This is a genomic window from Candidatus Polarisedimenticolia bacterium, from assembly GCA_035764505.1.
Lineage (GTDB): Bacteria > Acidobacteriota > Polarisedimenticolia > Gp22-AA2 > AA152 > AA152.
In genome coordinates this window covers 1-23,474 of the sequence record DASTZC010000090.1, presented here as the reverse complement: position 1 = coordinate 23,474, position 23,474 = coordinate 1, and the positions used below count along the sequence as shown (strand labels likewise).

Here is a 23,474-nt window from a genome sequence, read left to right as displayed (position 1 = left end):
AGCGCGGCCATCCCGTCCGATTCGATCCGCAGCGCTCCGTCGGGATCGAAGATCCGGATGTAATGCCGTCCCATGGCCGACCCGGAGGTCTTCCAGGCCTCCTGGGCCGGCGGGCGCAGTCCCTCCGGCCGCTGCAGCATGAAGGTGCGCAGCTCGGAGACCTCGTCGGAGAGGAACTCGATGTCACGGCGGCGCAGATTGCGGGTGAAGGCGACGTACATCAGGACCGTGCAGACCAGGAGGATGAGGGAGGCGGAGAAAGCGTACAGAAGGGTCAAACGCAGCGTCAGCGACGCGGAGCCTGTCTCTGGCTTCCGCTCGAGGGCCGGCGGCACGTCAGCTCTCCCGGTCGTCAAGGACGTAGCCCACGCCCCGGATCGTGTGGATCAGCTTTCTCGGGTGAGGATCGTCGACTTTAGAGCGGATGCGGCGCACGGCAACGTCGACCACGTTCGTGTCGCTGTCGAAATTCATGTCCCAGACCTGCTCGGTGATGATCGTCCGGGTGAGCACCTCCCCGGCGCGCCGCGCCAGCAGAGCCAGCAGCGCGAACTCTTTCGGAGTGAGATGGAGCAGCTGTCCGGCCCGGCTGGCCGTCTGGCGCACCAGGTCAATCTCGAGATCGGCGATGCGCAGCACCTCCGGCTGTCGGCGCGGCCCCCGGCGGAGCACCGACCGTACCCGGGCCAGCAGCTCCGACACGGCGAAAGGCTTCACCAGGTAATCATCGGCCCCCAGCTCCAGGCCGCGCACACGATCGCGCACCTGATCCCTCGCCGTCAGGAACAGCACCGGCGTCTGGCGGCCCGCCTTTCTCAGATCCTCCAGAATCGACCAGCCGTCGCGCTCCGGCAGGCCAATGTCCAGGATGATCAGGTCATACTCGCCCCGCAGCGCCATCTGCAGCCCGGCCTCGCCACGATCGGCGACCTCCACCACATAGCCACTTTCCGCGAGCCCCTTGCGCAAATAGGCCGCCGTTTTCGCCTCATCCTCGACGACAAGGAGCCGCATTGATCGCTGCCTTATCCTTCTCGCGCCTGCGGTGAATTACGTAGACCGACGCCGCATCATTGACCTGGACAGGGGACAATCCCGCGGCTCTTCACATTCTAGGGTCGATCCCGAACGCTACCTTAATCCCCCCGTGGAGCGAAGCTTACGCACCCGCAGCCGGATATGGCACCGGACTTGAAGTAACGGCCAGCCCGGTCCCGAATCCAGGAAAGGAGGGAGCATCCATGTCAGGTCGTCGTTGGAGTTGTCTTGTCACGGGTCTCCTCTTCACCGGAGCGCTGCTGGGGGGATGCTCCCAGGCGAGCTCCGGAGCGAATCTGACCTCGGCCCGCGGAATCCATGACGCGGCCTCGGACGCGCTGGTCACGATGTCGGTGAAGATGGAGCTTGCCTTCCAGCCCGGAGTGAAGGCGGCGGATATCGACGTCGACACCGACCACGGCACCGTCACGCTGAACGGCAGCGTGCGCACCGAGTCGGAGCGTCAGCTGGCCGAGGAAGTGGCCGAAAACGTCTCGGGCGTCAGGCTGGTCGTGAACGAAATCCATACGAGAGGCTAATCATCGTCTCGAAAGGAGATCGAACATGCCGACACAGACCATGAAATCCCGATTCCTTTTTCACGCTCTTTCCATTCTGGGCATCCTTCTGCTGGCCCTCATTTGCGCCCCGGCCGTCAAGGCGGCCGACGTCGACTTCGGCGTGCGCGGCGGCGTCGATGCGGACGAAGAGCAGCCCTTCGTGGGCGGCGAGGTTCTCTTCAGCATGGACTCGAATCAGCAGTGGTTCGGCAATCCTAACGTCGAGCATGTGTTCCTCGACAACGGCGGCCTGACCATGTACAGCATGGACTTTCACTATGATTTCCCGCAGGGGCAGTCGTACACCTGGTGGGCCGGCGCCGGACCTACCCTGCTCCATCAGGACACCGACATTCCCAACGATTCCGATTCCACCGATGCCGGCGTGAACCTGCTGGTCGGCGTGGGCGCGACCCAAGGTAAGGTCCGCCCCTACGGCCAGTTCAAGGTGGTCGTGGCCGACGACACCTCAGCGATTGCCGGCCTCGGCATCCGCTTCTAGGTTTTTCCGGGCCCAAGCCTCCCGCCGGACGCTCCCGGCGGGAGGTTCCCATGTCTTGATTCCAGACGAGCCAAGTCCGACGCTCGATGTCGAGGACATCGTTGACATGGGTCCAGGAACGGGCGTCTCATCCTGGCGACGGCCAGCGGCTGCAACCGCTGGGCTGATTCTCTAGCGGGTGATCGCGCGGGCGGGGTGCATGAAGCTGCGCAGCAGCTGGGCGCCCCCTCCTTCGAGCCATTCGTGCGTGGAGGAATAGCCGTAGCGCAGGGCACCCCGTCCCGCCTCGAAGCTCATCAGCGGGCCGGTGATCTGCGATCCCGTGCAGGGAGGCTCCAGGAGGAAGAAGCTGGTGTCCGGATACTTGACGGAGAGGAGATCGAGTCCCAGCTGGTGCAGGTTGTGGCCGTCGATCCGGCTTGCCTGCTCGAGGATGGCGTAGAGGCCGCGCGAGCGGAATGTGGCGCCGCCGTCGATCTGCGAGGGGACCATCGGATGCACCACGAAGACGATCTCGGCCCCCGCTTCGGCGGCGAGATCGGCATGGCCGCTGAAGCCCACGCCACCGTCGACATAGTCGCGATCCCCAATCCGGTAGGGCTCGAAGACACCGGGAATGGCGGATGAGGCTGCGACCGCGTGGCTGATCGGCACCTCACACAGCTCGCCGTCCCCGAACACCACTCGCTGCGCCCGATCCAGGTCGATGGCAGGGATCAGGAGCCGGCGGGGCGCTTGGTGGAAGGAGTTGGACAGGCCGCGCGAAGCGAAGCCGCGGCGCAGGAAGTCCTCCAGCTCGTCCAGCACGAAGAAGCCGGCGGGCAGGGCACGCTCCGCTCGCAGGAGCAGATCGGGGATGGACCCGCGCAGGCCCATCGCCGCGCTGCGTAGGAAGGCCCAGAAGAACTGGCCGAAGCGCCGAGTGGCCTGCCGGAACGAATGGGGAGTGAAAATCGACCCGCGCGCGAAGTTCAGCGGGTCGTCGATATCCTGATCGAGGATACGGTAAAGATCGGAGGCCTGGATGCCGTTGGCCATGAGCGCGGCGACCACCGAGCCGGAGCTGCATCCGACGTAGATATCGAAGCCCTTCCCGCTGCCGGCGAGCTTTTCCTCCAGCGCCGTGAGAGCGCCGACCTCATACATCCCGCCGATGACGCCCCCGCCTCCGAGGGCCAATCCGATGCGGGGCCCCTGGCTCCACATGCCGTGAGACTGGAGAACGGATTTAGTGCGGCTGAACATCCAAGGCTCCTCGTCACGTGCGCCACTGGCGTAGCAAATCCGCTGCCATCGAAATCGCCCGATTTTCTCAGGATTTTCCTGGAGAAAAAGCACTTTCGTTGTCCACCGCGAGTGACGTCGGCACTGACATTCCTCGGTCGATTCCGACTTTGCCTGAGCGCTCTCGAACCCTCGATTATGTCTTCCGGCAGGTGCTCTTCAGCAGAGCAGACCCACAGGCCCAGGTACCCTGTATATGTATATAATGACGCCCGGCCGCGCCCCCCTACGGCGTGCTGCCTCCCATCGAGACATCGGCTGAATGACCGCGCGGGGCGTCTCCCCCGCCCTCGGGAGCGATCGGTGAAGAAGCTGCGGGTCGGCATCCTCGAGCTGATCAGCGATTCGGTCTGGCAGAACCCGGGCTCCCGCTTCTACGGCACCCGCTTCCGACGTCACTACGCCAGCATCATGCCGCAGACCGTCGCCGTCTGGTGCCGGCAGCTTGGCCACGACGTCACCTACGCCACCTATTACGGCCAGCAGGATCCCGGAACTTTGCTGCCGGCGCAGCTCGACGTCCTGTTCATTTCCACCTACACGCATGCCAGCGCCACCGGCTACGCCCTGGCGCGCCTGCACCGCCGGCGCGGCGCGCTGACGGTGATCGGCGGTCCCCACGCCCGCTCCTTTCCCGCCGACTGCCTGCGCTTCTTCGACCTGGCGGTGCATGACTGCGACAAGGAGCTGATCGAGGGCATCCTCTCGGGGGGCTACGATCGGGGGCAGATCCTCTCCAGCGGGCGCGCCCTCACCGAGATCCCGACCGTCGAGGAGCGCCTTCCGTACATCATCAAGTCTTCGGTCACCGAGGGACGGCCTCCCTACGCCGCCAACATCGGGCTCCTGTCGAGCGTCGGCTGTCCCTACACCTGCGATTTCTGCGTCGATTGGAGCAGCCGCTACGTCTCGATCGCCGGAGAGCGGCTGCGGGCCGACCTGCAGTTCATCGCCCGCCGCTTCCCCGGGGTCTACGTCAGCTACCACGATCCCAACTTCGGCATCCGCTTCGACGAGACGATGGACATCATCGCCAGCCTGCCGGTCGAGCAGCGCAATCCCTACGTGATGGAGAGCTCGTTGTCGATCCTGAAGGGACCCCGCCTGAAGCGGCTGAAGGAGACGAACTGCTTCTACACCGCGCCGGGGATCGAATCGTGGAGTGATTACTCGAACAAAACCGGAGTGGGACGCAACGGGGGCCGGGAAAAGCTGGAGGGGGTCCTCCAGCGGCTGGCGGAGATCCATGAGTTCGTCCCGAACATCCAGGCGAATTTCATTTTCGGGACCGACGTGGACGAGGGAAATGAGCCGGTCGAGATGACCAAGGAGTTCATCCGGCGGGCGCCGTACGTCTGGCCGACCATCAACATCCCGACGCCCTATGGCCGCACCCCGCTGTACGACGACTACCTGGCCAAGGGGCGCATCCTCACCTCGATGCCTTTCTCCTTCTACTACATGCCCTACCTGGTCATGACCCTCAAGAACTACACGCCGATGGAGTACTACGAGGGCCTCATCGATATCTATTCGGCGGCCAACTCCCTGGGGCTGCTCAAGGCGCGGGTCGACTCGACTCCCGATTACTCGCTCAAGGTCCTCTATTTCCTGCGCGCCTTCGCCTTCCAGGGAATCCTGGCCAAGCTGCGGCGCACCCTCAGGCGCCTGCGGGAGGATCCCGAGTTCCTCGGATTCCACGAAGGGCGGTCCACCCGGCTTCCCGCCTACTATCGCCGCCTCTATGTGAAGCGGATGGGGCGGTACGCCGAGCTCATCTCCGCCGCCGACATGACCCCCGATCTGGAAGCTTCGGCCGCCACTCCGGCGCGCAGCGTCCCGAGAATCCTCTCTCCCGGCGCGCCTGCCATCACTCCACCACCGGTCGCCGCCGCAAGACCCCCCTATCCGCCGGCCCCCTGAAAGGCTACGGCAAAAAAAAGCCGGCCCGGCGCCACCGCGCGCCAAGCCGGCGAAGGTCTCCATCGTTTCGAGACGTGAAGCCTATTTCAGGGCTTCCGTGGAAACCGGGAAATAGGGCTCGTGACGATGGACCGTCTGCAGGGCTTCGATCAGATGACCGTCAGGATCCGATTTCGCCAGGTAGCCGCGGGCGCCCGCCTGCTGGGCCGCCCGGATGACCTCATGGGAGAAGTGCATGCTGACGATCAAGACCTCGGTTTGGGGCAGCAGGTCCCGGATCTGCCGCGTCGCCTCGAGGCCATTGAGAATCGGCATGCTGATATCCATGATGACGACATCGGGATTCAGTGTCTTGGCCTTCTCGACCGCTTCCTGCCCGTTGGCCGCCTCACCGATGACCTCGCAATCCGTGCTGGCCTCCAGGACGGTGCGCAAACCACGGCGCAAAAAAGCATGGTCGTCCGCAATCAAGATGCGTAGCTTCACCTTCCGAACCCCCTCGCACTGTTTCGGATGTGCAAAAGCTCCCTCGTAACGGTAAGCATGGGCATGCACAATCATCTTATCAATACAGTGAATTGCTTAGGCGGGTCGTGCAGAATCGGTGATGTTTCGGCCCCGGGGTCGGGCATGGCCGGCCAGATTATGAAGACGGCTGGCCTTGCTGGGATTTCACGGCTTCGAACGGGAGCACCGCGCGCACCACCATCCCGGTCGGCTTAGCCTCGATCTCCAGCTTCCCCCCCAGCTGGCGCATCCTTTCCCGCATGCCCCGAATACCGATGCCGCGCTCCTCCGCGTCGTGGATGGCCGCCGCAGTGAGGCCCGGCTCCTGGTCTCCCACGGCTCTGATCTCGAGGACAACCTTGGAGTCGCTGCGGGACATCCGGATATGGGCGAGCTTGCTGGCTGAATGACGATGGACGTTCGTCAGGCATTCCTGCACCACGCGGAAGCTCGCCAGCTCGATCTCCTGCGGCAGCCGTCCAAAGTCCTCCGACACTTCAAGCTCCACGGCGATGCCGCTGCGCTCGGAGAAGCCCTCGGTGTAGAGGCGCACCGCCGAGGCCAGGCCCCGCTCGTCGAGCAGGGGCGGGTGCAGCAGGTACGACAGAGTGCGCAGCTCCCGGATGCACTGGTCCGCCAGCTCGTTGCTCTCCGAGATGGCCTGTTGCAGCTTCGGGTCGAGCTTGGCAATCCGGTCGCGCACCAGGCTCAGGTTCATCCGCATCGCCACCAGGTTCTGTCCCGTCGTGTCGTGCAGCTCGCGAGCCAGGCGCCGCCGCTCCTCGTCCTGCGAGCGCATCAGCCGCACCGCCAGCTCGCGGCGCTCCTCCTCGATGCGCCGCCGCTCGGTGATGTCGCGGCCGATGCAATGCATGCCGATCGGACGGCCCCTCTCGTACATCAAGCGGCTGCGGACCTCCAGAGGGACCCACCGGCCATCCTTCGCCCGCAGCAGCGCCTCTTGTTCGGTCGTCTTGCCGCCGTCCGTCTTCCGCCCATCGACATCGAGCGTCATCGCGAAGTGCTCCGCGGCGGCGATATCGGCCAGGTTCATCCGCAGGGCCTCCTCCCGCGAATAACCGAGAGCCGCTTCGCCGGCGGCATTGATGGAGGTGAAGTTTCCTTCCAGATCGAGCGTGTAGATGACGTCGCTCGCCTTCTCGAACAGCTCCCGGTAGCGGAGCTCGCTCGCGTGCAGCGCCTCCTCCGCGCGCTTGCGCTCCGACACCTCCGATTTCAGGACGCTCAGGGCGCGGTTCAGCTCGGCGGTGCGCTCCCGGACGCGCTGCTCCAATCCGTCGTGGACCTCGTGCAGCTTCTCCTCGACCTGCTTGCGGTCGGTGATGTCGCGGGCCACTACGAAGAGATACGGCTGGTCGTCGAACTCGATGCGGGTCACGCTGACCTCGACGGGGAAGATCGAGCCGTCCTTGCGCCGCCGCTCGCTCTCGAACGGCGCAAGGCGTTCGCGCTCCAGGGAGGTGAACAGCTCCCGCAGGTTCTCCCGGTTGCACAAGGGGTCGATGTCCCACAGATGCATCTTCAGCATCTCCGATTCGGTGTAGCCGAGCCGCTCCCAGGCCCGACGGTTCACATAGACCAGCCCCCCCTCCCGGTCGACCAGGTCGTGGGCGTCGTTGGCGTTGTCGCTGATGTACTTGAAGCGCTCCAGCTCCTGCTCCTTGTGCATCAGGGCGTCGATGTCGCCCAGGGTCAGGACCGCGCCATCGATCTTGTCGTCCGCGGTCCGGTAGGGGCGGATCCACAGATGCTGCCAACGCCCGCGGTTGTCCTGCAGCCTCATCTCATGGACCTTCCCCTCCTGGATCGAGCTGACGATCATCTCCTCGAGCCCGGGGACATCGAGCTTCAGCCTGATGTCCGACAGCGGCCGGCCGACGTCGGAGGGAATCAGGCTCAAGGCGCGCTCCGCCCCTGGCGTGACGCGCCGGATGCGCAGGTCCGTGGTGAGCATGACGATCGGAATCTGGATGCTGGCGAGCAGGTTCGACAGGTCATTGTTGGTGTGGTCCAGCTCCAGGTTGCGCTTGCCCAGCTCCTCGTTGACGGTCAGCAGCTCCTCGTTGGCCGACTGGAGCTGCTCCCTGGCGGTCTCGAGCTCCTCGTTGGTGCTCTGCAGCTCCTGGCTGCTCGAGGTGAGCTCATTGGAGGCCTCCTGCTCCTCGACGATCGCCAGCATGTCCTCGCGCTCCCTCGCGTCGATCGACAAGTAAGGAAGGCGGCCGATGCGCGCCAGCTCGCGCGCGATCTCCTCCGGCTTCATGTTGAGGGCGACGTCGCCTCTCTGCCTGGCGCTGTGCGGCATGCCAGAATGCCCGGCCGAGACCTCGTCCTGGGCGAAAGTGATGCCGCCTGCCGCCTTGATGGCCTTCAATCCCAGGGCGCCGTCCGCGCCGGCACCCGAGAGGACCACGCCAATGGCGGCGCTGCGGCGCTCTTCGGCCAGCGAGCGCAGGAAGACGTCGATCGGCTGGTGCAATCCGTGCCGCGAGAGCGAGCGCGGCTCCAGGCGCAGGAGACCCCCGGCGATTTTCAAATCGGCGTCCGGCGGAATGATGTAAACCTGGTTCGGCCCGACCGCGTCTCCGTCCCGCGCTTCCACCACTCTCATCGAAGTCGATCGGGCGAGTACCTCGGAGAGGTTGCTGGAGTGGTCGGGATCCAGGTGCTGGATATAAACGAAAGCCAGCCCTGTGTCCTCGGGCAGCGCTTTGAGCAGCGATGCAAAGGCTTCCATACCTCCGGCCGAGGCGCCCACGCCGACGATCGGGACCGAGGTGGGGGCGACGCCGGGAGCCGGTGCAGGCCTGGAAATCGCGCCTGCAGGTCTGGGCTTCCGCATTTTGTTGCGCACGCTTTCTTCCACGAAAAGCACCCCGAAGGGATGCTACCGTGCGATCGGGACCGGGTCAACGAGCTCAAGACGCGCACGGCTAGTTGGGTGGCCCCCTAGAATCGGCCCGCAGCGACTCGAAGTCACTACCACCGATTACGTATTCCGGACCATTCCGTGGAATCTGCCCAGTGACGGCGAACCCATCGCGGAGCGTATTCGTGATGAGACATGAGGGGCATCCCTTTCGGGTGAGGCGTGCCGGCCCGATGGCCGAGTCGCGCTCGGCGGGCGGTTTCAGGGGAGGCAATGGGTGGATCTATTCGGCGCCGACGGATGCCACGACCTGGATTTCTAAGGCTCCGTCTGGTACGCGCGGCTCAGCTTCGACTGCAGCGCTGCCGCCTGGCCATCCTGGCACGAAGCGAGATCCATGGTGCACTGCTCCGAGTGCGCGGCACATTCCCTCGCCGAGGCGGCGTAGGCCTTGAGCGCAGAATCGCGATATGGCCTGAGCCAGTAGATGTCGACCATCTGATAAAGCGCCAGACCGAAGACCAGGCCCGTGCAGAACAGCCAGCGCTCTTTCGATCTCATCGGTTCGTCGGTGTATTTCACGGCATCCTCCGCCAGTGATGTCTGCATCAAGCAGCGACGCAACCATTATCCCCACTCTGAATCCACCGCCAAGAGTCCTGCGGTAAGGGGATCTACGGATCCCGGCCGATCCATGATTTTGGAGGTTGCTTTCACGGAGCGAAATCAGGGCAGGAAGCTCGGCCTTGCGGGTAAAGGCCTGAGTGCGGTGGAAGAAAGAAGGCGGGACGGGCCGCAACGCCGGCCCGCCCCGCGGAAGCGCTATCGCACCGCCCGATCGGGAACCGACTTCCCGGCGTAAGCTTCGGGCTGTTGGTCGAACTGCTTCTTGCAGCCGGGAGAGCAGAAGGCGTACGTCTTGCCTCCGAAATCCGACTTATGGGGCGACGATGCTTCGTCGACTTGCATACCGCAAACCACGTCTCGGGTCATGGGGACCTCCTTGCAGGCCCTCCTGCGGCCGATTTCGCCGTCTTCGGGCCTCGAGATCACCATAGCATGCGGGCCGCACGAGTGCCTCAATCGGGATCCGCCTGGATGTCGAAGGAAAGAACGATCTCGTCCTTCGCCTTGATCGTGCCTCCGGCCGCCGACAGACGCTTGATGCCGTAGGTGCTGTGGAGGATCGTGAAGCTCCCTTCCGCGCGCAGGCTTTTTCCCTGCAGGCTGACCTTCGCCGGAAAAGAGACTTCGTGCGTCACGCCGTGCAGCGTGAGATCGCCGCTGATCGCGGCGGCATACAAGTGCTCGCCCGATTCCCTGACCTCGACCTTCCGGCTCTTGAAGACCACCTCCGGAAAGCGCGCCGTCTCCAGCGCCTCCTGCCGCACCGCGGTGTTCACTTTCTGCCGGTCCTTCTCGTCGAACTCCTTGCTCGTCTCCTCCGCCGAGCCGGTGGCGAAGCGCAGGTGAATCGTCGCCGGACCGACGAGCTGCGACGCCGTCTCCGCCTCCCCCTGCACCTCCCGGAGGGCGATCAGGTGTGGATGACCCAGGCTCTTGAGCATGCCCCCCACCCCGACCTGGGCCGTCATGTGGCTCTTCGCGGGATTCACCTTGTAGCGTGTTGCGGTCGGCTGTGACGCTTCTTTCTTCTCCGGGCTCTTCTGGCTTTCCTTGGGGCTCCCGCCCTGCGGAGGAGACGAATTCTCCACGCCGCAGGCGATGCCGCTCAGCAGCATCGAGACACCCAGAATCCAACCCAATCTGGCATTCATACGCACTTCGACTCCTTAAGCTTTTCTCTTGCCATCCAGCGTGCGCCGCTTGACGCGCAGGCTCTCAATCCAGTCGCGCGCGAAGTCACGTTCCTGGTGCATATTGATCAAGGCGGTGACCAGCATCGCCAGGAGGCCACCGAGGGTCGCCAGGGCCATGTCTTTCTGTGCGTCCCAGGGGTCTCCCTGCGCTCCCAGATAGGCAATCCCCAGATCGCCGCCGAAGATTTCGGCCACGGCCCATTCGATCAGCTCGAAGACCATCGAGAAGGCCATCGTCATGTCCAGAGGAAGGTAGTAGCTCCAGAAGCCTCTGGCTTCCGCCACGCGTACGAAGATCTCGCGCATCGGGTAGCTCAGCAATAGCCCGAACGCGAAATGGCCGAGCCGATCGAAATGGTTCCGCCCCGCGCCGATCATGGAGTTGAGCCCATGACCTGTAATCAGACTGAACCAGTGATCGTAGGGAACTTTCGCGTAGGTGTAGTGCGCCCCAATCTCATGCATGCAGAGAAAGAGGAAGATGAGGGTGTAGGAGACCCGTGAGAAAGGGAAGCGCCGGTAAGTGATTGTCAGCACGCCGACGAAGCCGGCCACCAGCGCGTTTTCCAGCGCCCAGTCGGCCCGATCGACGGGCTGGATGGCCAGGACGAGCCAGACCAGGACGAAGATTCCCGCCAGAAGCAGGACGTAGTGGGGATGGGACAGGCGCTTCATACTTTCCTCCCGCGCATGATACCAGTTGTGTGTCCGGCTCCCCCCTCGCAGTCCCCGGCTGCAGGCGCAGTCCCGTTCCCGGGCGCGATGGTCGGAAGGGGCGGAGCCCCGACCGCCACACGGCGATCGGGGTTCCGCTGGGGGGTGGGATTTCAGGCGGGTTGGATGTTCTGGTTCACTTTGAAGAGATTGTCCGCGTCGTACCGCCGCTTCACCCGGGCGAGACGCTCGTAATTCACTCCGTAGGCGGCGCGCACGCGATCCCGCTCGTCGGCGGTGAGGAAGTTGACGTAGACCCCGGCGCTCGCGAACGGCGCCGAAGATTCAAAGAAGTCTCTCGTCCAGCGAATGCAGCGCTCATCGTCGGCCGCCTCGTCCCACCGTCCGTGGACGTTCATGACGAAGCGGGTATCGCGATGCGCGTAGGCGGTCGCCTCGGGCGCCGGACGCGTGGTCGCCCCGCCGATGGCGCCGAAGAAGATCTCACACTGCGGTGACGGCAGCTTCTCGATGGATTCGATCACGGCATCGAACAGCCCGTCGGCGAGCTCGACGAGATTGTGGGACTTCCAGTAGTTGCGGGCCCCCGGGGCCAGCAGGGGATCGAAGGCCTGCTGCCAGGCGGTGTAGGGCTGCACGCCCACGGCTTCTCCCACCACCTTGCCGAATTTCCGCAGCGGCTCGATCCGCTTCGCGCCTGCCTCGGGATCGCCGGCATAGAGCAGCGCGAGCACGAGCACCGCCTTGCCGTGAACCGAGGGGCGGAGGAAAGGCAGCGGCGGCGCCAGGCGCAGGACCGCCCAGACCGACAGCTCGTCGGGTGCCTGGGCGATGAAGTCACGATACTGGCGGAGCACAGATTTCGCCTGGTCGAGCGGGTAGACGATGAGCCCGCTCAGGACTCCGGGTCCCACCGGGTGCAGCCGGAACTCGAAGCGGGTGACCACTCCGAAGTTGCCGCTTCCTCCCCGCAGGGCCCAGAACAGGTCGGGATGCTGGGTAGCGCTGGCGCGCATCACCTCTCCGGCGGCGGTTACCACCTCGGCCGCCTCCAGGTTGTCGACCGTCATGCCGTACTTGCGGCTAAGCCAGCCGAACCCGCCGCCGAGCGTCAACCCGGCAACGCCGGTGGTCGAGTTGATGCCCAGCGGCGTGGCCAGGCCGTGCACCTGGGTGGCCGCGTCGAGATCGGCCAGCCGGGCGCCTGCCTCGACGATGACGCGCCGCGCATGCGGGTCCACGCTGACGGCTCTCATGGACGACAAGTCGATTACGATCCCTTCATCGCACAGGGCGCTGCCGGCGATGTTGTGGCCGCCGCCGCGTACCGCCAGAGGCGCGGCCGTGGTCCGGGCGAAGTTCACGGCTCGCACGACATCCGGCGTGCCCATGCAGCGCACAATCACTCCGGGTCGCTTGTCGACCATCGCGTTCCAGATCTTCCGGGCGCTTTCGTACGACTCGCTCCCGGGGAGCAGCACCTCACCTGCCACGCTCTGCTTCAAGGCCTCGATCGTCCTCGCTTCAAAGGTCATCGTGATCTCCTCACGCCGGAATGAGATGCGGTTGCTCAGGGAACGGCCTGCGGCTCGGCATAGATGAAATCGTCCATCACGACGACGTCCCGGGCCGGTGTTTTCGGAGCTCGGTTGCCGCTGGTGATGCGCACCAGGAAGACACGCTCGCCGGCGTCGAAGCCGACCCCCAGGAACGACTGGCTGGCGCGAACCGTCGCCGGACCCGGCAGGACGTCGCGGCTGAACAGCAGCCTGCCCCGCGCGTCGAAGAACTCGATTCTCGTGCTTCCAAGGCGGTTGACGTCGGTGAACACCGCGCCGAAGCCGGCCACCGTCGCTCCCGTAGCGCTACCGGGGACGAAGAACAGCGTCTCGGTCACGTTGCTGTCCAGTGCGGTGAACAGGCGTTGAGGGCTGAAGACGCTGAAGATCGCCGGGAAGGCCGGATGGAGGTTGCCGAACAGGAGCGGCGTGTTCGTCGGATTGTCGTTGTCCGCGCTCACCTGGAATCCGCTTCCTGAAGTGAAGAAGACCGCGCCGCGGGGCGAGTTGACGTTGAAGAAGTCGGGCGGGAGCAGGTTCGGGGCGGCGAAAGCGTCGGGCACGCCGTCCCAGTTGATCTCCCGGCGGCCGCTGGGGAACGACCCCGGAGTATTGGGATTCAGCGGACCCAGGAAGGCGCGGAAATCATCCACCGCGGGGCGGATATCCGAAGCGACGGCTCCGGAGGCCTCGAAGACGACCGGCGCCGCGGAGGCGAGCGTCGGGGCGGCGAAGAGGAACAGGGCCAGGGCGCGAAAGAACGGTCTTTTCATGGGACTCTCCTTTCTCGGACGTTGGGGGGATACGGACCGGAAAAGCCACACGGCTTCACTCACGCACGATTCGAGACTCGCTCGCGGGCGCACCGGATGCCCTCTCGAACCGGTGCCGAGCTCACAACGGCATCGTCCACACCCTGCCGTGCGCCCGCGAGCGAAAGGCGGCGACTCAAGGCGGTTGACCGCCCTCGAATTCCTGATCCAGGGTCAGGTGGATCCCTTCGCCTTCGAGGACGCTTGCAACGGCCCCCGGGCGGCAGCGGATCTCGACTCCCGCCAGATTGAGGCCCAGCAGGACCTTCACGCCGGCTTTATCCACGAAGCTCACCTGGGTCAGATCGACGCTGACTTCGTCGCGGCTGCTCAGCAGCTCGAAGCATTCGCGCTCCAGCAGGTGGGCTCCCTCCGCCAGAATGCGGCCTTCGAGCAACAGGATTGATCCCGAATCCGATCCGTTTTGCTGTCTTATCCGCAGGACCATGTCAGCCTCCATCGATTCGGGAAATCCCTAACGCACACGCCGTGCCATGCCGTTCTCCGGCAGAAGCTTGGATGCAACCCGTGGGAATGACATGAGTTCGGTGGCCGCGGGAAGCGCGAGGTCAAGTCCGACCTGGGGAAGCGATGCCGAGGGGTTGGGAGATTGCCGAAAGGATGGCAGGAACGCCGGGTATGGAGGGAGGCTTGCCTTTAAAGGCCGCTCAGGGCCGCTGGATCCCGAGCTTCTTCATTCGGGCCTCCAGCGTCGTCCGCTTGAGCCCCAGGATCCTGGCCGCGCCGCGCTCGCCGCTGATGCGCCAGCCGGTTTTCTCGAGGACCGCGAGGATGTGCCGGCGCTCGACCTGCTCGAGGCTGTGCGTCTCGTCGGAATCGCTTTGCCCGTCCACGGGAGCTGCCGCCAGCTCCGTGAGCTCGAAGCGGCCTTCGGGGGAAAGGATGACCGCTCTCTCGATGACGTTCTGCAGCTCGCGCACGTTTCCTGGCCAGGAGTAGGCACTCAGCCGGTCCAGCACGCCGGCTTCCATCCTGCCCACGTTCTTTCCCATCTTCGCGGCGTAGACCATCGCGAAGTGGCGCGCGAGGCGCGGGATGTCCTTGGGGCGCTCCCGCAGCGGGGGAATCACGATCGGGAAGACGTTGAGCCGGTAGTAGAGATCCGCTCGATAACGCCCGTCACGCACCGCCTGCTGGAGGTCGCGGTTTGTGGCCCCGATCAGCCGGACGTTCACCTTGATCGTATGGGTCCCTCCCACACGCTCGAACTCGCCCTCCTGCAGGACCCGCAGCAGCTTCGCCTGCAGCTCGAGCGGAAGGTCGCCCACTTCGTCGAGGAAGAGTGTTCCCCCATCGGCCAGCTCGAAGCGGCCCACCTTGCGCATGAGCGCCCCGGTGAACGCCCCCTTCTCATGCCCGAACAGCTCGCTCTCGATGACGCCCGACGGGAGCGCGGCGCAGTTCACCTTCACCAGGATCTTGCCCTTCCGGCGGCTCATCCCGTGAATGGCCCGGACGATCAGCTCCTTGCCGGTGCCCGTTTCGCCGGTGACCAGCACGGTCGAGTCGGTCTGCGCCACCTTGCTCACCTTGTCCAGGACCCCGAGGATGGCCGGCGACTCGCCGACGACATCGCCGAAGGCCGCCTCGCTGCGCACCTCCTCCTGCAGGTAGAGGTTCTCTTCCTCCAGCCGCGCCTTCAGCGCGGCGATTTCCTCGTAGGCGAGGAGGTTCTCGAGCGCCAGCACCACCTGCTCGGCGATGGCGGTCAGCAGCGAGACTTCGGCTTCGCCGTAGAGTCCCGGCGTGCGGCTCCCCACGTTCAGGGTGCCGATCAGCCTCCCCTTGATCTCCAGGGGAACCGAGACCGCCGCGCGGATTCCTTCCTTGATCAGCAGCGGATGCTCGAAGAATGGAGGAGACTCGCGCAGATCGATGTCCAGCATCGGTTTGCGGTGATCGAAGATCCAGCCGGAGCGGCTCTGTTGTCTCGGCCACTCCGTGCCGAGCGGGATGATGGGCGGCGAAGGAACCGGGCCGGCGACCCCCAGGACCTTGAAGACATCTTTCGCGGAGTCGTGCAGAACGAGGGCGGCGCGATCGTAGGGGATGACGCGGGCCAGCGCGCCCGTGGTGGCGGCGAACAGGGACTCCCGATCCAGGCAGGTGACGATGGCGTTGTTCACGTCGAGCAGGACGCGCTGCCGGCCCTCCGACTCGCGCAGCTCCCGGGTTCTCGATTCGACCAGCCCCTGGAGGTTCCCGGTGAGGCAGCGCAGCTCCCCCGCCAGCCGGCGAAGCTCGATCTCGGACATGGTGGAGGCGGCGAGCACCTGCAGGATCTTGAGCTCGTCCTCGCTCCAGGGATGGGGACGCGCATCGTAGACGCAGAAGGTCCCCAGCGCGTGACCCTCGGAGGTCATGAGCGGGATGCCCGCATAGGCCACGGCGCCGAGCTCGGCCATGAGCGGGTTGTCGATGAACCTCTGGTCCTGGCGGAAGTCGGGAACCAGGAGCGGCTCGCGCAGCACCACGGTGTGCTGGCAGAAGGAGTGCGTCAGCGCCGTCTGCCGCGCCGACGCAATCGGCTCGCTCATGCCGGACTGGCTCTTGAAGAACTGGCGATCCCCGTCGATCAGGGAGACGACCGCCATCGGCACGCGAAGGACGCTGGCGGCGAGGCGGGTCAGCCGGTCGAAAGCCTCCTCGGGAGGGGTGTCGAGCAGCGAGGTCCGGCGCAAGGCTTCGAGGCGGCCGGCGTCGGCGATGGCGTCGGCAAGCTTTGCCCTCATGCCCGATTCCGGCATCACTTCCCCGCCGCCTCGATCATCCAATCGAGGCTCTGCTGGAAGCGATCGTCCGGCAGGATGTCCACCAGACGGAAACGCATCCGTCCGCTGGCATCGATGATGAACATCTGAGGGACGGATTCGACCCCGAAGTCTTTCTCGAAGGAGTCGCCAGCGATGAAGACGGGCAGATTCACCTTCTTGTCGCGAACGAACGGAGCGACCTTCTCACGTTCCCAGTCGATGCTCATGGCGGCGAAGGTTACCTTGGGGTCCTTTTCATAGCGCTGCCGTGTCTGTTCGAGCAGATTCATCTCCCAGTGGCAGCTGCCGCACCAGGTGGCCCACAGGGTCATGACCACCGTCTTGCCGTGGAAGCTCGCGAGATTGACCTTGTTTCCCTGCAGGTCTTCCGCCACGAAATCGTGCATCGGCTCGTCGACCAGGCCGGCGAGCAGCCGCCGCTTCGCCTGCTCCTTGCGGCCTCCAAGGATCGCGGCGCGCGACGCGGAAAGGTCCTTCTGGAAAGCCTCGGCATCAGCGGGCTCCAAGGGATGTCGCTGCTGGAAGGCCTCGAGATCCTTGCGCCGCGCATCGTCGGCTTCCGCCGCGAGACCGAGCTGCATTCTGGCTTCCTGCACCGCGCCCAGCTTCTCGAGCACGCTGGAATAACCGCTACGGCTGCGCGCCTCCTCCAGCCAGCCGGCCTGATCCTCGGAAAGGTCGTCGGCTTCCAGGTGCGCCACAATCGCCTCTCCGATCTTCCGTGCGGGCTCCAGACGGCCGGCCGCGGCGTGCGCCTCGAGCATGCCGGGCCAGAACATCACCGGCAGCTCCGCACGCAGCATTTCCTCCGTCGGCCAGCTCTTCTCGAGGCAGGCCATCCCGCGGCCGGCCATCTCCAGGCTCTCCTCGGGCCACTGCTTCGCCAGCGCTTCCGCCGCTTCCTTGGCGGCAACGATGTACCAGTAGGCTCCCGCCTGAGTGCCCGCTTTCCATGCCCGTCGGGCCATACCTTCATAAGCCCAGGCTGCATCGTGGAGCTGCCGTGCGGTGAATCGCTCGGGGTTTGCCTCGATCAAGCGCATCCGGTCATTGGTGAGCCAGGGGGCGAGTGTATTGTCGCTGGAATAGTCTTTGAGAATCCCTTCATAGAGGGCCGCCGCACGGACCGGGTCCTTCTCCTCCGAAGCCTGCCGCATGCGCTTCCATCCGGCGTGCCTTCCCTTCGGGTACCTGTCGATCAGCTCCTGCTCGAAGCGATCTCTGCGATCCTTATCGTCCAGGACGCTGCAGGCCCGGAGCATGATGGCAAGCTGATCCTCCGTCCGTTTTTTCGAGGGCACCCCCTCGAGCCGTGCGAGGGTCGTGCGGGCCGACTCACGAAGCTCGGGCGTCTTCTTCTGGAGCTTCAGCACCCGTACGTAGAGGCGATAGACGTCGGGGGAGTCCGGATGCTGCGCCATCAGGTCCGCAAGGGTGGGCTCGGTCTCCGCTGCGGTGGCGGAGCTGATGGTCTTTTCGAGCCGGGCCAGAGTTTCTTTCAGCTCAGGAGGTTCCGCGGGACGGCGGGCGCCGAGAGACACTGCCGCCAGAAGGGCCAGGACGAGAACTCGCAATCGCAGCCGCATGCACAAGCCATCCCTAATAAGCGGCGGATGGCGCAATGCTACTCCAGCGGCCGGCAAGTGGCAACGGCGCCCAGGGTAGCTCGGTGCCTGCGTGTTGGTTCAGCTCTGCTTCTTGCCGGCCTTCACGGATTCGTGAATCTGCAGGTCGCCGCCGCGGTGGAGGATCACCTGGACCCGCTCTCCCTCTTCGGCCCCTTCCGGAACCAGGGTGAAGGTGGACTCCCCGGCTCCGTCGCTCGTCAGCTGGGCCTTCGGCAGCTTCTTCTTGTAGTAGGCCACGACATCTTCCGCCGGGTCGCCTGTCTTGAAGAACCACGACTGGCTCTGCGAGGTGGCGGGACCGCCGATGTCCTCGCTGGAGCTCCCGCCCATCGTCCCGATGTATTTGGCGCCGGGATAGACCGGGACGGTCTTGGCGTAGACCGAGCCGGGCAGGCGATCTTCGCTGTCACCCCCGCATGCCGCCAGCACCGTCATCAATCCGACAACGAGCGCTGCCGTCATGGCCAGCTTCCGCACACCCGGTTTCCTCATCATCTTATATACCTCCTGCCGGACATCCGGCTCCCCGAGATCGGCTCTCTGCACCGCCGCCCGGGAGAATCTAGAGGCCCGGCTCTCCGGGAGCAACCCGGAGCTGGGCCTGGCTCCTGCCTGGCTGGGGTCTGGCGGCGGGTTGTGGAGATCGACCCGCCATGATAGAAGGACTCGACTCGAGCTGCCCTGGGATCGGCGCGCGACGAAATCCATTTCAAACGATCCGGATTGTTGAAAGGAGAGTCCGATGACCGGAAAGCGCGGAATGCTCGTGTTGCTTCCAATCGTGATGGTGATGGCGGCCGGCGGAGTGGCCACTCTCACGTCCACCTCGCCGCAAGTCGCCACCCAGATTCAGACGGCGCCGGCCTCTTATCCCGACCTGCAGCCGGCGGACGCTTGCGGGCCCGACTCTCCCGACTCTATCGCCGCCCCGTGCGAAGGTGGCTCCGACAAGGTGCCTCCTGGATGCTGCTCGACGCAGTGCAACGTCGACAAGGACTGCGACAAGCGGTGCGGCAAAGGGGTCTGCGCCTGTATCCAGGAGACGCCCTGCTGCCGGCGCTGCGTCTACTGAACGCGTTCTTCGGTCTGCATCTTCGAGCCCCGCCTGGCGGGGCTCTTCTTTTTCGGAGGGATCGATACTCGTCAGTCGGCCCGGAGCAGGGTCTCCGAGAAGGGCCACAGCCCGTCCGACCAGCGGCACACGACCTGGTACCCGGTGCGTTGCGCCAGGATTGCCGGCTCTTCGGGGGTGAACTTGTGCGAGCTCTCGGTCCAGAGGCTCTCTCCGGAGCGCAGCGCGATGCGCAGACGCGCTCCGGGGATGTCGACCGCTTGCGCTCCAATCGAGCAGAGGTGCATCTCGATGCGCCGCTGAGCGGCGTTCCACCGCGCTTCGTGGGAGAAGCGGAGCAGGTCGAAGTCGGCCTGCAGCTCCCGATTCAACCGCGCAAGCACATTCAGGTTGAATGCCGCGGTAATCCTGGCGGGATCGTCGTAGGCGGCGAGCAGGTCCTCTTCAGGCTTGATCAGGTCGGTGCCCAGCAGGATCATGTCCCCCGGGGAAAGGATCCGGCGGATTTCGACCAGGAACTCCTCGGCTTCCGCGCGCTCGAAATTCCCTATCGTGCTCCCCAGAAAGAGCACGAGCAGCGGTTCCCCCGTCTCGCGGGACGCCGCCGCATAGGACAGTCCCGCCAGGTACTCCCCCTCGAAACGGTCCACCAGCAGGCCGCGCACTGCCATCATCTCGGTCTCGCAGCGCGCCAGGGCGGCGCGGGATATATCGATCGGGATATAGGTGAGAGGCGCCTCACGCGCCAGCGGCGCCAGCAGCAGGCGGCTCTTCCAGCCCGAGCCGCTTCCGAGCTCCGCGACGCATGCCGGCCGCCCGACGAGTGCCGCCATCTCGGCGGCGTGGCTCCTCAGGATGCGGGCATCGGCCCGCGCCAATCCATATTCGGGCATGAGGCAGATCACCTCGAACAGCGCGGAGCCGACATCGTCGTAGAGCCAGCGCGACGGGATCCTCTTCTGCCCCGGACCGGACAGCCCCGCGCGGATCTCCTCCGCGAGGTTCCGGGGGTCCGCGGCGGGCGGCATCCATCTCACGAGACGCGAAGCCCCGCGCGCGCTCACGGCTGCACCAGACGAAAGCCCGCATACAGATACGGATAGTGCGGCTGGAACCAGTTGCGGAAGGAGCGGCGCAGCAGCACGGCATCGGTGCGGGGCGAGCCCCCTTTCAGGACGAAGTGCCTGCCATCGAAGAAGTCGGCCGAATAGCCCGGGTATTGCCCGTTCGCCTTGAACCCCGCGAACGGCGCGAAGGGGGTCGAGGTCCACTCCCAGCCGTTGCCGAGGAGATCGTAGGCGCCAAAGGCGCTGCGCCCTTCCGGATGCGAGCCGACGGGTGTCGGATCCCACCGGTAGGAATCGAAGTTCCCATGGGCGATGGTCGGCGGTTCGTTCCCCCACGGATACTCACGCTCGCTTCCGTCGGGTGCTCCGCAGGCGGCCCGGTGCCATTCCGCTTCGGTCGGCAGCCGCATTCCTTTCCAGGCCGCGTAGGCCGAGGCTTCCGCCTGGCTGAGCCAGACCGGCTCTTCCATCGCGAGCGGCCGCTCGCGGAACATGCCGCGGAAGACCCAGCCGGAATGGTCGAGGCGCCAGAAGGAAGGATGCCCACGGCCCGATCGCCGCAGCCATTCCCAGTTGCCGGGGTCCCACAGCGACGCCGTCTCATACCCTCCGGCATGGACGAAGTCCAGGAACTCTCCGTTCGTGACCTTGAACGCCCCGATCCGGAAGCCGGGCACCTCGACCTGATGGGCCTCGAACTCGTTGTCCCAGCCGAAGCGTCCATCACGGGGTAATCCGAGCGTAGCCACCCCGGACGGCACCTCGCTCATCGAGGGCCCGGACCAGGCCATTCGAGAGGGCATGGGCTCGAGCTGCGCCAGCTTGAGCTCCAGGGGCAGCCGGTGCAGCGCATAGGCAAGCGTCTCGGCATGCATCAGGCGATGCTCGATGGCCATGTTGAGCAGTTCATTCCCTTCCTTGCCGCGCTCTTCGATATCCGATGTGGAGAGGCATTGGTCGATCGCAGAGCGGGTGGCGGCGCAGTAGGCGCGGACCTCCGGCTCCCGGGGCCATGCGGAAGCCGGCTCGTGCGGCAGCTCCCCATCCACGGGATCGATGCCGAAGGCGAACAGCCGGTCCAGTTCCGGACACGGTCCGCCGCGCGCCAGGAGATTGCGATCGAAGGCTTCGAGGTGGCCCAGATAAAAAATGAGCCGATGTCGCTCTGGGATGGGCCGCTCGAGAAGGGCCTCAGGCCGGACCAGGCCGAAGAGCCGGTCGGTCAGCGTCCTTGCCCCGGCAAGACGCGCCGCAATGGGATTTCGACTCTCGCGAAGCTCATAGGGCCGTGCCATTTGTCATCATAGGAACGTTGTTGGCGCCCGGCCAGCGGGAACCACCCGGTTTTCAAAGGTAAATTGCCCGTCTCCGGCTCCGTAGAATTCCGTAGGGGGACTTGGAGCGTTTGTATGTAAATCTTGTCGCGCAGGAGAGCTTCGCTGGAAATGGAGATGGTCCCTCGGAAATCTATGTCCCGCAAGGTTCGGAGAGAAGAGTAGTGATCGAGCTTCCCCCCGACGATCCCTCGCGTCCCCGCCCTCGGAAACCCCGTTTCCGGGCCAGATTCCGTTCAGCGACCGGGTCGCGACCTGCCGGGACGGACAACCCGGAATCCGGCGATTCGTTCGAAACCGCCTCGCTCGGCTTCCATTGGATTGGATTGGACGGGATCATCCTGGGGGCGAACCAGGCCGAGATGGACCTCTTGGGCTACTCCTGTGAGGAATTCATAGGCCGCCACGTCAGCGAGTTCCATGTTGACAAGGAAGTCATCGAGGACATCCTGCGCCGCCTCGCCGCGGGCGAGGTCATCCGCAACCGGGAGGCGCGCCTGCGGTGCAAGGACGGATCCATCAAGCACGTCCTCATCGACTCCAGCTCCCTGTGGAAGGACGGCCGCTGCGTGCACATGCGCTGCTTCACGCTCGACGTCACCGATCGACGACACGCCGAGGAGGCGCAGGCGCGCCTGGCCGCCATCGTCGAGTCCTCCCAGGACGCCATCATCGGCAAGACCCTCGAGGGGTACATCGTCTCCTGGAACGCCAGTGCCGAGCAGATGTTCGGCTACCGCGCCGACGAGGCGATCGGCAAGTCGGTCACCATGCTGATCCCGCCGGAGCTGCAGTTCGAGGAGCTGACGATCCTGGATAAGCTGCGGCGCGGCGAGCGCATCGAACACTACGAGACGGTGCGGGTGGCGAAGGACGGCCATCGGGTCGAAGTCTCCCTGACCATCTCCCCCATTCGCGATGGTGCGGGCAGGATCATCGGTGCCTCGAAAATCGCGCGCGACATCACGTCCCGCCGGCGCGACGAGCAGCGGCTGGCCACGCAGTACGGAGTCACCCAGGCCCTGGCCGAATCGGCCACCCTGAGCCAGGCGGCTTCCAGGATCCTCTATGCCATCTGCGAGCATCTCGGCTGGAAGGTGGGCGCCCTGTGGACCGTCGACGATCAGGGACAGGCGCTGCGCTGCGCGCAGTTCTATCATCGTCCCGACGTCCAGGTCACCGAATTCGAGGACAGCACCCGGCAGCTCGTCTTTCAGCGCGGCACCGGGCTCCCCGGGCGCGTCTGGGCGACGGGGAGGCCGGTGTGGATCCGGGACGTGGTCGCGGACGCGGGCTTCCTGCGCGCCTCGGTGGCCAGGGCCGAGAAGTTGCACGGCGGATTGGGCCTGCCCATCACGCTCGACCAGGAGGTCCTCGGCGTGATGGAGTTCTTCAGCGAGGAAATCCGCCAGCCGGAGCCCGACGTCATCGCCATGATGAAGGCCATTGGAAGCCAGATGGGCCAGTTCATCGAGCGCCGGCGCGCGGAGGAATCGGTCCAGAAGACCGTGGCGGAGAATGCCCGGCTGCTCGCTTCGCTCCAGGAGGCCGACCAGCGCAAGGACGAGTTCCTGGCGATGCTGGCCCACGAGCTGCGCAATCCACTGGCGCCCATCCGCAACGCCATCCAGATCATCCGGCGCAAGGGGCTGCCGGTTCCCGAGCTGCAGTGGTCCACCGAGGTGATCCACCGGCAGGTGCACCAGATGAGCCGCCTGGTCGACGACCTGATGGACATCTCCCGGATTACCCGCGGCAAGGTCGAGATGCGTAAGGAGAGCGTGGAGCTGTCGGAGGTCTTGAACGGCGCCCTGGAGGCGAGCCGGCCGCTCATCGAGAAGTGGGGCCATCATCTGACGATCTCCCTGCCGCCCCGTCCCGTTCGCCTGTTCGCCGATCCGACACGTCTGACCCAGGTCTTCCTGAACCTGCTCAACAACGCGGCGAAGTACACCGACCAGGGCGGCCGCATCGAGCTGAAAGCGGAGACGGACGGGAGCGACGTGGT

22 protein-coding genes are annotated in these 23,474 nt (G+C 65.2%); 5 read left to right on the top strand and 17 right to left on the bottom strand.

The window, feature by feature from the left end; translation table 11 throughout:
* On the bottom strand, positions 1-335 hold a 335-nt coding region (locus VFW45_06120; GenBank protein HEU5180346.1), incomplete at its 3' end, for a hypothetical protein.
* Between the two features lies 1 nt (position 336).
* A complete protein-coding gene (locus VFW45_06115) occupies positions 337-1,014 on the bottom strand; it encodes a heavy metal response regulator transcription factor (protein ID HEU5180345.1) in 678 nt (225 codons plus the stop codon).
* Between the two features lie 227 nt (positions 1,015-1,241).
* On the opposite strand from VFW45_06115, the gene VFW45_06110 reads away from it, so the two are divergent.
* Positions 1,242-1,577: a BON domain-containing protein gene (locus VFW45_06110; GenBank protein ID HEU5180344.1), complete on the top strand. Its 336-nt coding sequence runs from the start codon at positions 1,242-1,244 to the stop codon at positions 1,575-1,577.
* A 25-nt stretch (positions 1,578-1,602) separates the two neighbouring features.
* Complete coding sequence (locus VFW45_06105) at positions 1,603-2,100, top strand: hypothetical protein (GenBank protein ID HEU5180343.1); 498 nt, start codon at positions 1,603-1,605, stop codon at positions 2,098-2,100.
* Positions 2,101-2,271: 171 nt separating this feature from the next.
* Here VFW45_06105 and VFW45_06100 read toward each other — a convergent pair whose 3' ends face one another.
* Complete coding sequence (locus tag VFW45_06100) at positions 2,272-3,345, bottom strand: patatin-like phospholipase family protein (protein ID HEU5180342.1); 1,074 nt, start codon at positions 3,343-3,345, stop codon at positions 2,272-2,274.
* Positions 3,346-3,687: 342 nt separating this feature from the next.
* Here VFW45_06100 and VFW45_06095 point away from each other — a divergent pair, with 342 nt between their 5' ends.
* Positions 3,688-5,307, top strand: a complete 1,620-nt coding sequence (locus VFW45_06095; GenBank protein HEU5180341.1) for a radical SAM protein — start codon at positions 3,688-3,690, stop codon at positions 5,305-5,307.
* 81 nt (positions 5,308-5,388) lie between these two features.
* Here VFW45_06095 and VFW45_06090 read toward each other — a convergent pair whose 3' ends face one another.
* The 12 genes from VFW45_06090 to VFW45_06035 form a co-directional block, all read right to left on the bottom strand.
* Positions 5,389-5,793 (bottom strand): response regulator transcription factor, encoded by a 405-nt coding sequence (locus VFW45_06090; protein HEU5180340.1) that lies wholly within the window; start codon positions 5,791-5,793, stop codon positions 5,389-5,391.
* Positions 5,794-5,950: 157 nt separating this feature from the next.
* Positions 5,951-8,677 (bottom strand): chemotaxis protein CheB, encoded by a 2,727-nt coding sequence (locus tag VFW45_06085; GenBank protein HEU5180339.1) that lies wholly within the window; start codon positions 8,675-8,677, stop codon positions 5,951-5,953.
* Between the two features lie 345 nt (positions 8,678-9,022).
* Entirely contained in the window at positions 9,023-9,286 is a 264-nt protein-coding gene (locus tag VFW45_06080) for a hypothetical protein (protein HEU5180338.1), read from the bottom strand.
* 240 nt (positions 9,287-9,526) lie between these two features.
* Positions 9,527-9,697, bottom strand: a complete 171-nt coding sequence (locus VFW45_06075; GenBank protein ID HEU5180337.1) for a YHS domain-containing protein — start codon at positions 9,695-9,697, stop codon at positions 9,527-9,529.
* 86 nt (positions 9,698-9,783) lie between these two features.
* Complete coding sequence (locus VFW45_06070; GenBank protein HEU5180336.1) at positions 9,784-10,482, bottom strand: YceI family protein; 699 nt, start codon at positions 10,480-10,482, stop codon at positions 9,784-9,786.
* Positions 10,483-10,497: 15 nt separating this feature from the next.
* The gene (locus VFW45_06065) at positions 10,498-11,199 is read right to left on the bottom strand and encodes a DUF2238 domain-containing protein (protein HEU5180335.1); all 702 of its coding nucleotides are present in this window, start codon (positions 11,197-11,199) and stop codon (positions 10,498-10,500) included.
* A 152-nt stretch (positions 11,200-11,351) separates the two neighbouring features.
* Positions 11,352-12,734, bottom strand: coding sequence for an FAD-binding oxidoreductase (locus VFW45_06060; protein HEU5180334.1), 1,383 nt, complete (start codon positions 12,732-12,734; stop codon positions 11,352-11,354).
* 35 nt (positions 12,735-12,769) lie between these two features.
* Positions 12,770-13,531: a hypothetical protein gene (locus VFW45_06055; protein ID HEU5180333.1), complete on the bottom strand. Its 762-nt coding sequence runs from the start codon at positions 13,529-13,531 to the stop codon at positions 12,770-12,772.
* 175 nt (positions 13,532-13,706) lie between these two features.
* The gene (locus tag VFW45_06050) at positions 13,707-13,967 is read right to left on the bottom strand and encodes an STAS domain-containing protein (protein HEU5180332.1); all 261 of its coding nucleotides are present in this window, start codon (positions 13,965-13,967) and stop codon (positions 13,707-13,709) included.
* A gap of 271 nt (positions 13,968-14,238) precedes the next feature.
* Positions 14,239-16,323, bottom strand: coding sequence for a sigma 54-interacting transcriptional regulator (locus tag VFW45_06045; protein HEU5180331.1), 2,085 nt, complete (start codon positions 16,321-16,323; stop codon positions 14,239-14,241).
* 14 nt (positions 16,324-16,337) lie between these two features.
* On the bottom strand, positions 16,338-17,951 hold the full coding sequence (locus tag VFW45_06040) for a TlpA disulfide reductase family protein (GenBank protein ID HEU5180330.1): 1,614 nt from the start codon (positions 17,949-17,951) through the stop codon (positions 16,338-16,340).
* A 99-nt stretch (positions 17,952-18,050) separates the two neighbouring features.
* Positions 18,051-18,485, bottom strand: coding sequence for a hypothetical protein (locus VFW45_06035; GenBank protein ID HEU5180329.1), 435 nt, complete (start codon positions 18,483-18,485; stop codon positions 18,051-18,053).
* A 250-nt stretch (positions 18,486-18,735) separates the two neighbouring features.
* On the opposite strand from VFW45_06035, the gene VFW45_06030 reads away from it, so the two are divergent.
* Positions 18,736-19,065, top strand: coding sequence for a hypothetical protein (locus VFW45_06030; protein ID HEU5180328.1), 330 nt, complete (start codon positions 18,736-18,738; stop codon positions 19,063-19,065).
* 71 nt (positions 19,066-19,136) lie between these two features.
* Here VFW45_06030 and VFW45_06025 read toward each other — a convergent pair whose 3' ends face one another.
* Both VFW45_06025 and VFW45_06020 read right to left on the bottom strand, forming a co-directional pair.
* Positions 19,137-20,093, bottom strand: a complete 957-nt coding sequence (locus VFW45_06025) for an L-histidine N(alpha)-methyltransferase (GenBank protein HEU5180327.1) — start codon at positions 20,091-20,093, stop codon at positions 19,137-19,139.
* 32 nt (positions 20,094-20,125) lie between these two features.
* Positions 20,126-21,427, bottom strand: coding sequence for an SUMF1/EgtB/PvdO family nonheme iron enzyme (locus VFW45_06020; protein ID HEU5180326.1), 1,302 nt, complete (start codon positions 21,425-21,427; stop codon positions 20,126-20,128).
* Between the two features lie 365 nt (positions 21,428-21,792).
* On the opposite strand from VFW45_06020, the gene VFW45_06015 reads away from it, so the two are divergent.
* Positions 21,793-23,474, top strand: a 1,682-nt coding sequence (locus tag VFW45_06015; protein HEU5180325.1) for a PAS domain S-box protein, incomplete at its 3' end; no start/stop codon positions are given.

What these genes read in the sequence shown, in the direction of transcription:
- VFW45_06030 (HEU5180328.1), top strand. Translation starts at nt 18,736, where the DNA reads ATGACCGGAAAGCGCGGAATGCTCGTGTTGCTTCCAATCGTGATGGTG.
- VFW45_06020 (HEU5180326.1), bottom strand. Translation starts at nt 21,427, where the DNA reads ATGGCACGGCCCTATGAGCTTCGCGAGAGTCGAAATCCCATTGCGGCG.
- VFW45_06040 (HEU5180330.1), bottom strand. Translation starts at nt 17,951, where the DNA reads ATGCGGCTGCGATTGCGAGTTCTCGTCCTGGCCCTTCTGGCGGCAGTG.
- VFW45_06060 (HEU5180334.1), bottom strand. Translation starts at nt 12,734, where the DNA reads ATGACCTTTGAAGCGAGGACGATCGAGGCCTTGAAGCAGAGCGTGGCA.
- VFW45_06070 (HEU5180336.1), bottom strand. Translation starts at nt 10,482, where the DNA reads ATGAATGCCAGATTGGGTTGGATTCTGGGTGTCTCGATGCTGCTGAGC.
- VFW45_06105 (HEU5180343.1), top strand. Translation starts at nt 1,603, where the DNA reads ATGCCGACACAGACCATGAAATCCCGATTCCTTTTTCACGCTCTTTCC.
- VFW45_06035 (HEU5180329.1), bottom strand. Translation starts at nt 18,485, where the DNA reads ATGAGGAAACCGGGTGTGCGGAAGCTGGCCATGACGGCAGCGCTCGTT.
- VFW45_06085 (HEU5180339.1), bottom strand. Translation starts at nt 8,677, where the DNA reads ATGCGGAAGCCCAGACCTGCAGGCGCGATTTCCAGGCCTGCACCGGCT.
- VFW45_06065 (HEU5180335.1), bottom strand. Translation starts at nt 11,199, where the DNA reads ATGAAGCGCCTGTCCCATCCCCACTACGTCCTGCTTCTGGCGGGAATC.
- VFW45_06045 (HEU5180331.1), bottom strand. Translation starts at nt 16,323, where the DNA reads ATGAGGGCAAAGCTTGCCGACGCCATCGCCGACGCCGGCCGCCTCGAA.
- VFW45_06100 (HEU5180342.1), bottom strand. Translation starts at nt 3,345, where the DNA reads ATGTTCAGCCGCACTAAATCCGTTCTCCAGTCTCACGGCATGTGGAGC.
- VFW45_06110 (HEU5180344.1), top strand. Translation starts at nt 1,242, where the DNA reads ATGTCAGGTCGTCGTTGGAGTTGTCTTGTCACGGGTCTCCTCTTCACC.
- VFW45_06055 (HEU5180333.1), bottom strand. Translation starts at nt 13,531, where the DNA reads ATGAAAAGACCGTTCTTTCGCGCCCTGGCCCTGTTCCTCTTCGCCGCC.
- VFW45_06025 (HEU5180327.1), bottom strand. Translation starts at nt 20,093, where the DNA reads ATGCCGCCCGCCGCGGACCCCCGGAACCTCGCGGAGGAGATCCGCGCG.
- VFW45_06115 (HEU5180345.1), bottom strand. Translation starts at nt 1,014, where the DNA reads ATGCGGCTCCTTGTCGTCGAGGATGAGGCGAAAACGGCGGCCTATTTG.
- VFW45_06075 (HEU5180337.1), bottom strand. Translation starts at nt 9,697, where the DNA reads ATGACCCGAGACGTGGTTTGCGGTATGCAAGTCGACGAAGCATCGTCG.